This is a genomic window from Roseovarius sp. THAF27 (assembly GCF_009363655.1).
In the GTDB taxonomy this organism is placed as follows: Bacteria; Pseudomonadota; Alphaproteobacteria; order Rhodobacterales; family Rhodobacteraceae; genus Roseovarius.
In genome coordinates this window covers 4,075,371-4,087,449 of record NZ_CP045393.1, presented here as the reverse complement: position 1 = coordinate 4,087,449, position 12,079 = coordinate 4,075,371, and the positions used below count along the sequence as shown (strand labels likewise).

General features: G+C 59.0%; 14 protein-coding genes. 8 read left to right on the top strand and 6 right to left on the bottom strand.

Going from position 1 to position 12,079, the window contains the following annotated elements; translation table 11 throughout:
* Positions 1–11 precede the first annotated feature (11 nt).
* The 3 genes from mnmE to hemJ all read right to left on the bottom strand — a co-directional run bounded on the left by mnmE (position 12) and on the right by hemJ (position 3,166).
* Positions 12–1,298 carry a tRNA uridine-5-carboxymethylaminomethyl(34) synthesis GTPase MnmE gene (gene mnmE / locus FIU89_RS20245; protein ID WP_152494252.1) on the bottom strand — a complete coding sequence of 429 codons (1,287 nt, stop codon included), beginning with the start codon at positions 1,296–1,298 and terminating at the stop codon, positions 12–14.
* A gap of 22 nt (positions 1,299–1,320) precedes the next feature.
* Entirely contained in the window at positions 1,321–2,592 is a 1,272-nt protein-coding gene (gene rho / locus FIU89_RS20240) for a transcription termination factor Rho (RefSeq protein WP_152494251.1), read from the bottom strand.
* Between the two features lie 124 nt (positions 2,593–2,716).
* Complete coding sequence (hemJ, locus tag FIU89_RS20235; protein WP_152494250.1) at positions 2,717–3,166, bottom strand: protoporphyrinogen oxidase HemJ; 450 nt, start codon at positions 3,164–3,166, stop codon at positions 2,717–2,719.
* 418 nt (positions 3,167–3,584) lie between these two features.
* On the opposite strand from hemJ, the gene FIU89_RS20230 reads away from it, so the two are divergent.
* From FIU89_RS20230 to dnaQ, 4 genes are read left to right on the top strand one after another with little or no spacing between them, the layout of a single operon-like run.
* A complete protein-coding gene (locus FIU89_RS20230; RefSeq protein WP_152494617.1) occupies positions 3,585–4,184 on the top strand; it encodes a nucleoside triphosphate pyrophosphatase in 600 nt (199 codons plus the stop codon).
* On the top strand, positions 4,181–5,014 hold the full coding sequence (locus FIU89_RS20225; RefSeq protein ID WP_152494249.1) for a shikimate dehydrogenase: 834 nt from the start codon (positions 4,181–4,183) through the stop codon (positions 5,012–5,014). Before FIU89_RS20230 ends, FIU89_RS20225 begins: the two co-directional genes overlap by 4 nt.
* Positions 5,011–5,604 carry a dephospho-CoA kinase gene (coaE, locus tag FIU89_RS20220; protein WP_152494248.1) on the top strand — a complete coding sequence of 198 codons (594 nt, stop codon included), beginning with the start codon at positions 5,011–5,013 and terminating at the stop codon, positions 5,602–5,604. Before FIU89_RS20225 ends, coaE begins: the two co-directional genes overlap by 4 nt.
* Positions 5,597–6,292, top strand: a complete 696-nt coding sequence (dnaQ, locus tag FIU89_RS20215) for a DNA polymerase III subunit epsilon (protein ID WP_152494247.1) — start codon at positions 5,597–5,599, stop codon at positions 6,290–6,292. The genes coaE and dnaQ overlap by 8 nt, the downstream gene beginning before the upstream one ends.
* Positions 6,293–6,403: 111 nt before the next feature.
* Here dnaQ and secB read toward each other — a convergent pair whose 3' ends face one another.
* Positions 6,404–6,919 carry a protein-export chaperone SecB gene (gene secB / locus FIU89_RS20210; RefSeq protein WP_152494246.1) on the bottom strand — a complete coding sequence of 172 codons (516 nt, stop codon included), beginning with the start codon at positions 6,917–6,919 and terminating at the stop codon, positions 6,404–6,406.
* Positions 6,920–7,006: 87 nt separating this feature from the next.
* Entirely contained in the window at positions 7,007–7,504 is a 498-nt protein-coding gene (locus FIU89_RS20205; protein WP_152494245.1) for an FxsA family protein, read from the bottom strand.
* A gap of 112 nt (positions 7,505–7,616) precedes the next feature.
* Here FIU89_RS20205 and FIU89_RS20200 point away from each other — a divergent pair, with 112 nt between their 5' ends.
* The 3 genes from FIU89_RS20200 to FIU89_RS20190 all read left to right on the top strand — a co-directional run bounded on the left by FIU89_RS20200 (position 7,617) and on the right by FIU89_RS20190 (position 9,900).
* Positions 7,617–8,279, top strand: coding sequence for a Tim44/TimA family putative adaptor protein (locus tag FIU89_RS20200; protein ID WP_152494244.1), 663 nt, complete (start codon positions 7,617–7,619; stop codon positions 8,277–8,279).
* Complete coding sequence (locus FIU89_RS20195) at positions 8,276–9,313, top strand: murein transglycosylase A (protein WP_152494243.1); 1,038 nt, start codon at positions 8,276–8,278, stop codon at positions 9,311–9,313. Before FIU89_RS20200 ends, FIU89_RS20195 begins: the two co-directional genes overlap by 4 nt.
* Before the next feature lie 161 nt (positions 9,314–9,474).
* Positions 9,475–9,900 carry a Smr/MutS family protein gene (locus FIU89_RS20190; protein ID WP_368373273.1) on the top strand — a complete coding sequence of 142 codons (426 nt, stop codon included), beginning with the start codon at positions 9,475–9,477 and terminating at the stop codon, positions 9,898–9,900.
* On the opposite strand, the gene FIU89_RS20185 is transcribed toward FIU89_RS20190, so the two are convergent.
* Positions 9,883–11,106 (bottom strand): MFS transporter, encoded by a 1,224-nt coding sequence (locus tag FIU89_RS20185; protein WP_152494241.1) that lies wholly within the window; start codon positions 11,104–11,106, stop codon positions 9,883–9,885. The genes FIU89_RS20190 and FIU89_RS20185 overlap by 18 nt on opposite strands.
* Before the next feature lie 649 nt (positions 11,107–11,755).
* Here FIU89_RS20185 and FIU89_RS20180 point away from each other — a divergent pair.
* On the top strand, positions 11,756–12,076 hold the full coding sequence (locus FIU89_RS20180; RefSeq protein WP_152494240.1) for a helix-turn-helix domain-containing protein: 321 nt from the start codon (positions 11,756–11,758) through the stop codon (positions 12,074–12,076).
* Positions 12,077–12,079 lie beyond the last annotated feature (3 nt).

Here is a 12,079-nt window from a genome sequence, read left to right as displayed (position 1 = left end):
GAAACACTCCACTACTTGCCCAGACAAAAGCTCAAGAAGATCTCGTCAAGAACGGCTTCGACATCCACACGTCCTACCAGAGAATCAAGATGACGCACAGCACTCCGCAACTCTTCCGCGGCCAGGTCCGTTTGTTCGTTGCCAAGCCCCAGATGCGCCATCGCTCTGCCGAGGCATTCACTGCCGGATATAAAGGCTTCCCTGTGGCGCATCCGCGTCGCAACGCCCGCGTTCGCAGCCCGCGAGGAAAGAACATTCGACACGCTGTCGATCAAAGCAGGAACGCCGTGACCCGTGATGCCTGAAATCGAATTCTCAGGGCATCCGTGAAGATCAGCCTTTCCGATCAACACCACGTCTTCGGCGGCCGGTTCCATTGCAGGCTCCTGGCCCGGCTCCACGAGGAAAACCCGAATGTCGGCTGTCTCAGCTCGCTTCATGGCCCGGTCCACGCCGATGGATTCAACCTTGTCCTCGGTGGCGCGCAATCCCGCAGTATCAAGCAATGTCACAGGCAGACCGTTCAGATCCATCCGCACCTCGATGACATCCCGTGTTGTTCCGGCAACCTCGGACGTGATTGCCGCATCCCGCCCGGCAAGCGCATTCAGCAACGTCGACTTGCCAACATTCGGTGCGCCGACAATCGCGACCTCGAAACCTTCACGGATACGCTCCGCGGTTCCGACGCCAGAGGCCTCTCTGTCCAATTCGGTGCGCACGCTCTCAAGCAGGCTCAACACTTCCGGTGACACGTCTTCCGGCACGTCTTCGTCCGCGAAATCTATTGTCGCTTCCAGGAGCGCCGCGGCGCGGATCAATTTTTCACGCCATTCTTCCGCCCGTGCGCCCAACTGGCCGGACAGAACGCGCACGGCCTGCCTGCGTTGCGCCTCCGTTTCCGCTTCGATCAGGTCTGCCAGGCCTTCCACCTGTGCGAGGTCCAGGGTTTCATTCTCCAATGCGCGTCGCGTGAACTCGCCGGGTTCGGCTGGCCGCAACCCGTCTTGACCGCCCAGCGCATCGAGGATTGCCAAAACCACCGCCCGCGATCCGTGGCAATGGATTTCAACCGTCGCCTCTCCGGTAAAGCTGTGGCCGGCCTCGAAGGTCAGTACCAGGGCTGTGTCCAACAAAGAACCATCTGGCGCCTTGAAGTTCCGCAAGCCTGACTGCCGCGGCCTAGGCAAACCGTCAACCAAGGACCCGACGGCCTGAAACGCTCCGGCGCCGGAAACGCGGATAATCGCGACGCCAGCTTTGCCTGGCGCGGTCGAAAGAGCAAAGATTGTGTCCATAGGTCCTCTGACCGGGCTCACATCAGGTGTTCATGGAATCGAAGAAATCCGAATTCGTTTTCGTTTGCTTCAGCTTTCCAAGAAGGAATTCGATCGCGTCCGTGGTGCCCATCGGGTTCAGGATACGACGCAGGACATACGTCTTCTGCAGATCGACCTTGTCTATCAACAGGTCTTCTTTCCGTGTGCCCGATTTCAGAATGTCGATTGCCGGGAACACGCGCTTGTCGGCAATCTTGCGATCCAACACCAGCTCCGAGTTGCCTGTGCCTTTGAATTCTTCAAAGATCACCTCGTCCATCCGGCTGCCGGTATCGATCAGCGCGGTAGAAATGATGGTCAGCGATCCACCTTCTTCGATATTTCGGGCTGCGCCAAAAAACCGCTTGGGCCGTTGCAGGGCGTTCGCATCCACACCACCCGTCAGGACCTTGCCCGATGACGGCACGACCGTGTTATAAGCCCTACCAAGTCTTGTTATCGAGTCGAGCAAAATAACAACATCTCGTTTATGCTCGACCAAGCGCTTTGCCTTTTCGATTACCATCTCCGCAACCGCGACGTGCCGGCCGGCGGGCTCATCGAATGTCGAGCTGATGACCTCGCCTTTGACCGAGCGCTGCATGTCGGTCACCTCTTCGGGCCGCTCGTCGATCAGCAGGACGATCAGATAGCACTCGGGATGGTTCCGCTCGATGCTCGAGGCAATGTTCTGCAGGATCACCGTCTTACCCGTCCGCGGCGGCGCCACGATCAGAGACCGCTGACCTTTACCGATGGGCGCCACCAAGTCGATCACGCGGGCCGATTTGTCCTTGATGGTGGGATCGTCGATCTCCATCTGCAGGCGCTCGTCGGGATAGAGCGGCGTCAGGTTGTCGAAGGCGATCTTGTGCTTGGCGTTCTCGGGATCCGCAAAGTTGATCTGCGTCACCGACGTCAGGACGAAATACCGCTCATTCTCCTCCGGGGCCTTGATCTCACCTTCGATCGTGTCGCCGGTGCGCAGCGAATGTTTCCTGATCGTGTCCGGCGACACGTAGATGTCATCCGGTCCGGGAAGATAGTTTGCCTCGGAGGACCGAAGAAACCCGAACCCGTCCTGCAGCACCTCGAGAGTGCCATCGCCGTAAACCGTCCAGCCTTCATCCGCCCGCTCGCGGAGGATCTGAAACATCATCTCCCCCTTGCGCATGGTGGACGCGTTTTCAATCTCCAGCTCTTCCGCCATCGAAAGCAGATCCTTGGCGGATTGCTTCTTGAGATCGGACAGGTTGAGGCGTTCGTCAGACATGGAAGTATCCCTAAGAAATCGGCGCGAGATCCTCGCGCGGTTTCTTCATTCTGTTATGAAAGTCGGCACGCCCGGACGGGCACCGTTCACAGCTACCTAAGAGCAGACGTGCGCCGAGTCAATCTCAGAACTTCACGACGACCGACAGAACGATCACGACCATCAACAGCGTCGGCACTTCGTTCATCATGCGGTACTGCCGGCCCGTCAGAGTATTTTCGCGGGTCGCAAAGGCCTTGCGGCGACCCGCCAACCACATGTGGAACCACGTCATGGCAAGGATGCCGGCCAGCTTCAGGTACGGCCATATCGCACTCCAGTCCACGATCCCGGGCGTGGCGACCAAGCATAACCCTGCACCCCAAGCCACGATCATCGCTGGGTTCATGATCACCCGCAGCAGCTTGAGCTCCATCGTCTGGAACACCTCGTCGCGGCTGTCTCCCGGCGTCGATTGCTCTGCGTGATAAACGAAAAGCCTTGGCAGGTAGAACAGGCCGGCCATCCAGGAGATCACGGCCATGATGTGCAGCGACTTCATCCAGGGATAAAGTGAGGCCAGAAGGTCGGTCATGTATTCCCCGCGTTCCCTGCCCTTCTCTTAAATAATAAATATAGAAAGAAAAAGGATGATGATTTTGTAGGGGTCTGTCCAAGCTGGGGATTATGAATCTGTCCACCGAATTCCCCACACTGCCTGCGGATGTGGATAAATGTGTTGAATACGTCCGCCCGCACTATGCTGATGTGCGTCAAGTATATGAAAATATGAGATAGTTCAGTTGCACAGATCCGGTAAACCCCGTGGATGAAATGTCCCGGTACCAGCTCCGAAGGCTGTTTTCCCGGTGCCGAAGTTTTCCTTGTCCCCACGTGCAAAGAAACCCTGAAGACGCACGAAAACACGGACTTTGTTCCTCAGCCCCTCTAATGTTGGAAACTTCGCCATTCTGTCCCTAGAAGATCAGTGAGATATGCAACAGGTTATCCACATGCCACGCAGGATCATTCTGGCCTCCGGATCGGCCATCCGAAAAACTCTGCTTCAGAATGCGGGCGTCTCATTCGATGTCGTGCCCGCGCGTGTCGACGAATCCGCAATGCGCGACGGCCTGATTGCCGAAGGTGCCTCGCCGCGCGATATCGCTGATGCCCTGGCAGAGCTCAAGGCCGCCAAGCAAAGCGCCAAACACGCCGACGCACTGGTCATAGGATGCGACCAGGTCCTGAGTTTCGAGCGGCAGATCCTGTCCAAACCCGACACCCCCGAGCAAGCGCTGGAACAGCTTCGCGCAATGCGTGGCAAGCGACACGAGCTTCTGTCCGCGTCAGTCGTCTGCGATGACTCCCGGCCGGTTTGGCGTCATGTCGGTGTTGTCAGGATGATGATGCGAGAGGTGTCCGACAGCTATCTCGAGGGCTATGTCGAAAGAAACTGGGATAGCATCCGGCATTCTGTGGGTGCATACAAACTGGAAGAAGAAGGGGTTCGACTTTTCAGCCAGGTTCACGGAGACTACTTTCACGTGCTCGGTTTGCCCTTGCTTGAACTTCTGTCGTACCTCAGCCTGCGAGGAGAGCTTGAGACATGACTGAAAACCGGATTCCACTGGCAGGTGTGATCGGCTCCCCGGTGTCGCATTCGAAATCCCCGCAGATACATTCGCATTGGCTCAAGACCCACGGGATTGCAGGTCATTACATTCCGATCGACGTTTCCACCGATGATCTTGAAAACGTCCTGCGCACCTTGCCCAAGATGGGGTTTGTCGGGGTCAACATCACGGTACCGCACAAGGAAAAGGTGCTGGAGATTGCGGACCTCATCACCGATCGGGCGACCTTGATCGGGGCGGCGAACACGCTGATCTTTCGCAAGGACGGAAAAATTCATGCCGACAACACCGACGGTGTCGGTTTCATCCAGAACCTGCGCCAGAACGCGCCGGGCTGGGATCCCAAGGCGGGGCCCGCGGCGCTGCTGGGAGCTGGAGGAGCCGCGCGGGCGGTGATCTCGGCCTTGTTGGAGGTCGGTGTTCCGCAAATCATGATCGCCAACCGTACAAGGGTCCGGGCCGACGCGCTCAAGACGGAATTCGGCAAGCGCATCGTGGTGATCGACTGGGTTCAGGCCGGCAACATGATGGAAGATGCGGCGACGGTCGTGAACACCACGTCGCTGGGCATGATCGGCAAACCGCCCTTGCGCGTGCCGCTGGACGGGTTGCACAAGGGCGCCATGGTGACCGATCTTGTCTACGCCCCGCTCAAGACCAGGCTGCTGGCCGAAGCGGAAAAACTGGGCTGCCAGACTGTCGACGGGCTTGGCATGTTACTGCACCAGGCGGTGCCGGCCTTCGAACGCTGGTTCGGTGTCCGCCCCGAGGTTGACAGCGCGACGCGCGCAGCCGCCCTCCGATGACGTTCAAGCTTGGGCTGACCGGCTCGATCGGGATGGGCAAGTCGACCACGGCCCGTATGTTCGCAGACGAAGGCTGCGCCCTCTGGGATGCCGATGCTGCGGTTCATCGCCTGTATTCGCCCAACGGCGATGCGGTCGCGCCGATTGCATCGGTTTTTTCATCCGCGGTCGTCGACGGTGCCGTCTCACGCGAGCGATTGAAAGCAATCATCGCCCAGGACCCGAACGCCCTGAAGACAATCGAAGACATCGTCCACCCGCTGGTCGCACAGGACCGTGCGGCGTTTCTCGCAAACACGGATGCCGCGATCACCGTTCTGGATATTCCGCTGCTGTTCGAAACCGGCGCGGACAGATCCATGGATGCAACCGTCTGCGTGAGCGTGCCTGCCGAGATGCAAAAAGCCCGCGTCATGGCCCGCGGGACCATGACCGAGGCCCAGTTCGATGCAATCCGAAACAAGCAGCTGCCGGATGCCGATAAACGCGCGCGGGCAGATTACACGATCACTACCGACACGCTTGAACATGCGCGCCGCCAGGTTCAGGATGTTCTGAAAGATATTCGGACCAGGTTGACCCATGCGTGAAATCGTACTCGATACCGAAACCACGGGCTTTGACCCTGAACAGGGGGATCGGATTGTGGAAATCGGCGCGGTCGAGCTGTTCAACCACATGCCGACTGGCCGGACATATCACGAATACATCAATCCTGAACGGTCCATGCCGCAGGAAGCCTTCGAGGTCCACGGGCTGGGCGACGATTTCCTGCGTGACAAGCCAGTCTTCAGCAAGATCGCCCAGAGTTTTGTCGACTTCATCGGCGATGCGAAGCTGGTGATCCACAACGCCGCCTTCGACATGAAATTTCTGAACGCGGAGCTTGGCTGGCTGAAGATCCCCAGAATCCCGTGGGAGCAGGCCGTCGATACGCTTGATATCGCCCGAAGAAAGTTTCCGGGCTCGCCCGCGTCCCTTGATGCCCTTTGCCGTCGGTTCGGCATCGACAACTCGTCACGAACCTTGCACGGCGCGCTTCTGGACTCCGAGATACTGGCCGAGGTCTATCTGGAACTGATCGGCGGCCGGCAGCCCGATTTCGCCCTCGCCGGCGCATACTCGCCCGATACGTCGAAAGAGACGGAAGAGACGAATTGGCATCCCGGCCCGCGGACCAAACCGCTTGCGCCTAGGCTCAGCGACGAAGAGCGCGCCGCGCACCAGGCATTCGTGGAACACATGGGCGACGACGCGCTCTGGAAAAGGCTGAGCTAAAGCGCTTCGCCTTTTACCTGAGGCATCAGCGAAAGGCGAAACGCGTTCAACGATTGGCTGTTGTGCTGCGTTTCGCGGGTAAGCTGTGATTCAGGTTTATCACGAAACGCTTTAGGCGTCAGGCGTCGGCTTTTCTTCGGCAGCCGCCGCCTGGCGCCGCCTGAGTTCGTTGCGGTAAAGCTGAACGAAGTCGATGGTTTCAAGGTTCAGCGGCGGGAACCCACCGTCGCGCGTGACGTCGCTGACGATCCGGCGCACGAAGGGGAAGATCATCCGCGGACATTCGATCAGAAGGAAGGGATGCATCTGGTCATCGGGCACGTTCTCGATATGGAACACGCCGACATATTCCAACTCCATCAGGAACAGCGTGTCTTCTGTCCCCTTGTTCTTGGACGTGACCACCAGTTTGATCGTCACCTCGTACTTATGATTTGCAGATCTCTTCTTGGCGTCCAGATTGACGGCCACCTGCACATCGGGGTTGACCTCGCCGCCAGAGCCGCGTTGCGCCAGGACATTTTCGAATGACAGGTCCCTAATGAACTGGGTCAGAACGTTCATTTTCGGACCTGCCTGCGTTGCTTGAGCGTCCGACTTGGCGGCGCCATTTTCCTGTTCGGCCATCTGCTGTCTCCTGGCGGATAAATTATTCGTTGGAAGGCTTAGCAGGATGCCGATGCCGCCTCAATGCCCTGTCTTGATGCCTTCAGATCAATGCCGGGTCCAGCCAGAACCGTCATGGTTGGGCTTCTTCGGGGGATCGACCTCCTCGAACTGACCTTCGATCACGTCGGGGCGGTTTCGTCGTCGCGGCTCGTTCCTCATGTCACGTGGACCGTTCGGGCCCATCTCGAAGCGCTGTACCTTGATCCGCGTTCGCAGGAACTGAAACAAGGCCTTGCGGATCGGCGGGGCGAGCAGGGAAAAGCCGACGGCATCGGTAAAGAAGCCCGGGGTCAGCAGCAGCGCACCGGCAATCAGGATCATGGCCCCATGCGCCAAGGGTTCGGTCGGATCGTCCAGCTTCTGAAAAGACGAGCGCAACTGTCCGAACGCCATCGCGCCTTGGGTCCTGACAAGCCACGTTCCCAGAACGGCGGTTATGATGACGATCGCCAGGGTCGGCCACAGACCGATCAGGCCACCGACCTGGATGAACAGCGCGATTTCGATCAGTGGCACGGCGAGAAAGGCTACAAACAGCCACATAAAAACGATCCTCCTTGCTTTGAAAGGCGGGTATGGTGGACTCGCCCGGATCAACACCCTACATAAGAACCGAACCGGGAGGTTTCCATCCTGGGCACGTTGAGAGGTATGAATGAATTCGCCCCTACTCCAATTGCTTGTCCTGGCGGGCATTGCCATCTTCCTTATTCTTCGGCTGAAAAGCGTTCTGGGGACCCGCGACGGGTACGAGCCGTCGCAACAGCCACGGCCGTCGACCCCTGCGCCGTCTCGTCGACAGGATTTCGAGGTGATCGACGGCGGTCCGGATTTCGACATCACGGATCATGTGGCAGAAGGCTCGGATAGCGCCAAGGCGCTCGCCGACATGAAGCGCGCAGACAGCAGCTTTGCGGTTGGCGAGTTCTTGCAAGGCGCGAAACAGGCCTATGAATGGATTCTCATGGCGTTCGAGCGTGGCCAGATGGAGGAAATCAAACCCTTCCTCGATGAAGACGTGTACGAAGCCTTCAAGAGTGTGGTGGACTCGCGCGCCCAGCAAGGCCTGACCGTGGAGGCGGAATTCATCGGCGTTCGCGAGACGACCCTGACCGGGGCAAGTTTCGACAACGCCACCAATTCTGCCGAGATCACGGTTCGGTTCATCGGCGAGCTTGTTTCTGTCGTGCGCGACCAGAACGGCGAGATTGTCGAGGGTGAGCCCGGCAAATCCAAAAAGCAGAAGGACAGCTGGACCTTCGAACGTGTCATGGGGTCCGACGACCCGAACTGGCGGCTTGTTGCCACAGGCGAATGATCGGACGGGCGGCGGCAGCGTTCTCATTTTTCCTGACGGTGGGGACCACCGTCGCGGCCCAGGACGTGACACATACCGTTCTCGACTTCGAAGACCTCAGCGGTTGGGCCGAGGACGACCACGACAAGGCGCTCGAGGCATTTCTGCTTACCTGCCCGGACCTTGAAGACCCGGACTGGCGAGCGCTTTGCGGTCTCGCGCAGCAAAAGCCTGACGCGACCGATTTTTTTCGACTGTTCTTTCGCCCGGTACTGATCGAGGACGGCAAAAAGGCCCTGTTCACTGGCTACTTCGAACCGGAACTCAGCGGCTCACTGTCGGCCAGTGCGCGCTATCGTTATCCTCTCTACCGGAAACCTCCCGAGGCGGCGGGCGAATTGCCGTGGCTGACACGCCGGGAGATCGAGGCCGGGGTCGCCATGCAGGGGCGCGGGCTGGAAATCGTCTGGGTCGACGATCCGGTCGAAAAGTTCTTTCTCCAGATCCAGGGCTCCGGTCGCGTGACCTTGCCGGACGGGCGTAAAATCCGCGTTGGCTACGGCGGTGCCAACGGACACGAGTACCGTTCGGTCGGGGCGGAACTGGTTCGCCGTGGAATTTACCAGGCCCACCAGGTGTCCGCCCAGGTCATCAAGAACTGGGTGCGCCGCAACCCAGTGGCCGGCAAGGAATTGCTCTGGCACAACCCGTCTTACGTGTTCTTTCGCCGGATCGATTCCGTTCCCGCTCACATGGGTCCGCTCGGGGCGATGAACCGCTCGGTGACAGCGGGACGCACGATTGCGGTCGATCCGGCCTATGTTCCTCTCGGTGCGCCGGTCTGGATAGAGAAAGAGGGCGCAGATCCCATCCGCCGCCTCATGATCGCACAGGATACCGGCTCTGCCATCAAGGGGGCGCAAAGGGCGGATATTTTCATCGGCACCGGCGACACCGCCGGTCGCATCGCCGGACGCTTGCGCGACCCGGGCCGCATGGTGGTTCTTTTGCCGATACAGCGCGCCTACGCCACCGCGACGGAGCCGAACCTTTGAGCCGGAGGCGGGTGACACCCGAAGAATTGAAGCTTTGGCAGCAGGTGGCGAAGACAACCGACCGGCTTGATCCGAAAACCGGAAAAGAAGGGCCAAGGCTCCTGGATAGGCCGTCGAAGCCACCGTCTGACGCGCCGCAACCCGCGCTTCCCGATTTCAGGGTGGGACAAAACGCCAACCGCTCGGGCCACAAGCACGACACTTTGCCAGGCCTGCCCGAGCGCCTTGCGCGACAGCCGTTGCAGATGGACAAGCGCACGAACACGCGGCTCAAACGTGGCAAGGTCGAACCGGAAGCCCGGATCGATCTGCACGGCATGACCCTGGCCCGGGCGCAACCTGCCCTGACGGGCTTCATTCTCCGGGCGCAGGCGCAGGGCAAGCGGCTGGTTCTCGTGATCACCGGAAAGGGCAAGAACACCGATACCGGCGGACCGATACCCACCAGAAATGGTGTGCTGCGGCACGCGGTACCGCAATGGCTGGGCGCAGCGCCGTTGTCGGGGCTGGTGTTGCAGATCACCCAGGCGCATGTGCGGCATGGGGGTGGTGGGGCCTACTACGTCTATCTACGCCGCAACCGGTAGCAGGGGTTTGGCCCTTGTGATGCCGATGGTCATCATCAGGGTGGTAAAGACGAAATAGCCTGCGACGATCAGGTACTGGCTTTCCAATCCCAGCCCGAGGTCGATGCCCATTCCAGTCAGGCCGGGGCCGATGGCGGAGCCGAAGACCATGACGGCGGCGGCCATGGCCTTGATCGAACCAAGCCGAGCGGTGCCGTAGAATTCGGCCCAGAAGGCGTTGGGTAAGGTGGTGTTGGCACCCGTTGTCAGGCCGAGGAAGAAGAGGCCGGCGAGCAGGGTCAAGGTATCGTCGGATATGGCGAAAATCCCAAAGGCGGCAACCATGGGAAGCTGGAAGAACGGGATCAATCTGGCGGTGCCGAACCGGTCCAAGGCCCAGCCGGATAAGACCATCGCGACGATGCCGACGGCGGTGTAGAACGGGTAGAGGGCGACAAGCTGGACGTGGGGGATGCCCTTCAGTTCAGCGAAGTGGACCTGGTGGAAAAAGAAGGCGGTGTTGAAGGCTGCGGGGCCCAGAAGGGCTGGGACCATGAACCAGAAAAGCCAATGAAATAAGGCCTGATTGCGGGTCCAGTGGCGGGAGTCCATGCCCACCGACTGGTCGGTTTGGGCCAAGGATTGGGGGGTGCGTTCTAGGCGGAGGAGGCGGTAGATGACGGGGACACCGGCTAGGGCGATTATCGCGGCGGCGACCCAGAGCATGTGCCAGTCGTAGATGGCCAGAAGTGCAACGAAAACAAGGGGTAACAGGGCCTCGCCCAGGGCGAAGCCGAGGGTGGCGATGGACAGGGCCTTGCCCCTTGTGGCGATGAACCAGCGGGACATGGCGACGACGGCGAGGTGGCTGGTCATGCCCTGGCCGGTGAAACGCAGGGCAAAAATAACCGCGATCAACCCCCACCAGACCGGGTTGAAAGCCATGGAGAGGCAGGCAAAAGCGAGTAATATCAGTATGATAGGGGCGAGGGTGCGGACGCGAAAAAAATCCGTGAGGCCGCCGGCCCAGACCATGACCAGGGCGGAGGCGGTGGTGCCAGCTGTGTAGATACCACCCCATTGCCCGTGGCTGAGATCGAACGCGGCCCGAATCTCGCCGGCGAAGAGAGAGATAAAAAACGTTTGTCCAAAAGAACTTAGAAAGGTCAGCAGCATACCCGCCGACAGGAAGGGGAGGTTGTCACGGAGAAAATCGAGGAGCCGCATGGCCCCCTTCGTGGCCCGAAACCCGGGGGAAGGAAAGGGGATTCAAAGGCGTGCCGATTTGATTCGTTAATTTTCCGGATCGGCCCAAAAGGACGTCGGTATCGCGTCGGTACTTGGGTGGTATGCCGACGGTGCGATTTTCTGGGCTGGGGGGTTAAGAGGGAGGGCGGAAGGTTACGATTAAATAAATTATCGCTTAGAGCGATATTCTACTTGCAGATTGGAGAATGACACGCTACTTCTGTAGCCGTGATGAACCTTGTGAATGCAGAACCCGACGAGAACTGGGGCCAGAGGCCCTGTGAAGGCTTAGCGCCTTCGACTCTCACCTGCGTCTCGGGATGCGGGGTGGCCGCCGGCCGCACCCATCCGGGATTGGGTGCGGCATGTAAGGGGTCAAACGTCGCTGATCACACTCCTCATTCCTACGGGGGCCAACTTCGGCCGGTATCGAGGAGAAAAAGACATGAGCAAGAAACACGTTCAGCACCAGCGGCGGCATCGCAAGAAACCTTCAAGATGGCGGTTCCTTTGGACCGCCGTCGTAACCATCGCTCGCCTACTGAGCATGGATTGGGATTTCTGGGAGTGATCTCGGTTGTCTTGAGGGTTGGCGGCGGTGACCCCTTCACAGCCCTTTGGAATAGCCATGCCTGATAACAAGAAACCGATGATCAATGAGGCGCTTACATTGGCGCGTCTCTATTGGGGGTACTCTCAAACGGAAATGGCAGAGTTACTTGGTATGTCCCAAGCTATGGTCTCAGAACTTGAGCGAGGAACCAAGTCTGTCACGTTGGACACTTTGGAGCGCTATAGTAATGCGCTAAATGTCAAAAAATCCCAGCTTATGTTCTTTGCGGAAGAAATAGAGGGGGAGGCACCTGTTCGAAAAGGTCGACTGATTATTGCGAGAAAGGCCCTAGACTTGCTGGAAAAGCTAAGGCCAATGGATACAAACCATGCGTAGTCG

Excerpts from the sequence above, each read along its gene's own strand:
- FIU89_RS20185 (WP_152494241.1), bottom strand. The coding sequence starts at position 11,106 with ATGCGGCTCCTCGATTTTCTCCGTGACAACCTCCCCTTCCTGTCGGCG.
- rho (WP_152494251.1), bottom strand. The coding sequence starts at position 2,592 with ATGTCTGACGAACGCCTCAACCTGTCCGATCTCAAGAAGCAATCCGCC.
- FIU89_RS20225 (WP_152494249.1), top strand. The coding sequence starts at position 4,181 with ATGACTGAAAACCGGATTCCACTGGCAGGTGTGATCGGCTCCCCGGTG.
- hemJ (WP_152494250.1), bottom strand. The coding sequence starts at position 3,166 with ATGACCGACCTTCTGGCCTCACTTTATCCCTGGATGAAGTCGCTGCAC.
- mnmE (WP_152494252.1), bottom strand. The coding sequence starts at position 1,298 with ATGGACACAATCTTTGCTCTTTCGACCGCGCCAGGCAAAGCTGGCGTC.
- secB (WP_152494246.1), bottom strand. The coding sequence starts at position 6,919 with ATGGCCGAACAGGAAAATGGCGCCGCCAAGTCGGACGCTCAAGCAACG.
- coaE (WP_152494248.1), top strand. The coding sequence starts at position 5,011 with ATGACGTTCAAGCTTGGGCTGACCGGCTCGATCGGGATGGGCAAGTCG.
- FIU89_RS20230 (WP_152494617.1), top strand. The coding sequence starts at position 3,585 with ATGCCACGCAGGATCATTCTGGCCTCCGGATCGGCCATCCGAAAAACT.
- FIU89_RS20195 (WP_152494243.1), top strand. The coding sequence starts at position 8,276 with ATGATCGGACGGGCGGCGGCAGCGTTCTCATTTTTCCTGACGGTGGGG.
- FIU89_RS20180 (WP_152494240.1), top strand. The coding sequence starts at position 11,756 with ATGCCTGATAACAAGAAACCGATGATCAATGAGGCGCTTACATTGGCG.
- FIU89_RS20205 (WP_152494245.1), bottom strand. The coding sequence starts at position 7,504 with ATGTGGCTGTTTGTAGCCTTTCTCGCCGTGCCACTGATCGAAATCGCG.
- FIU89_RS20200 (WP_152494244.1), top strand. The coding sequence starts at position 7,617 with ATGAATTCGCCCCTACTCCAATTGCTTGTCCTGGCGGGCATTGCCATC.
- dnaQ (WP_152494247.1), top strand. The coding sequence starts at position 5,597 with ATGCGTGAAATCGTACTCGATACCGAAACCACGGGCTTTGACCCTGAA.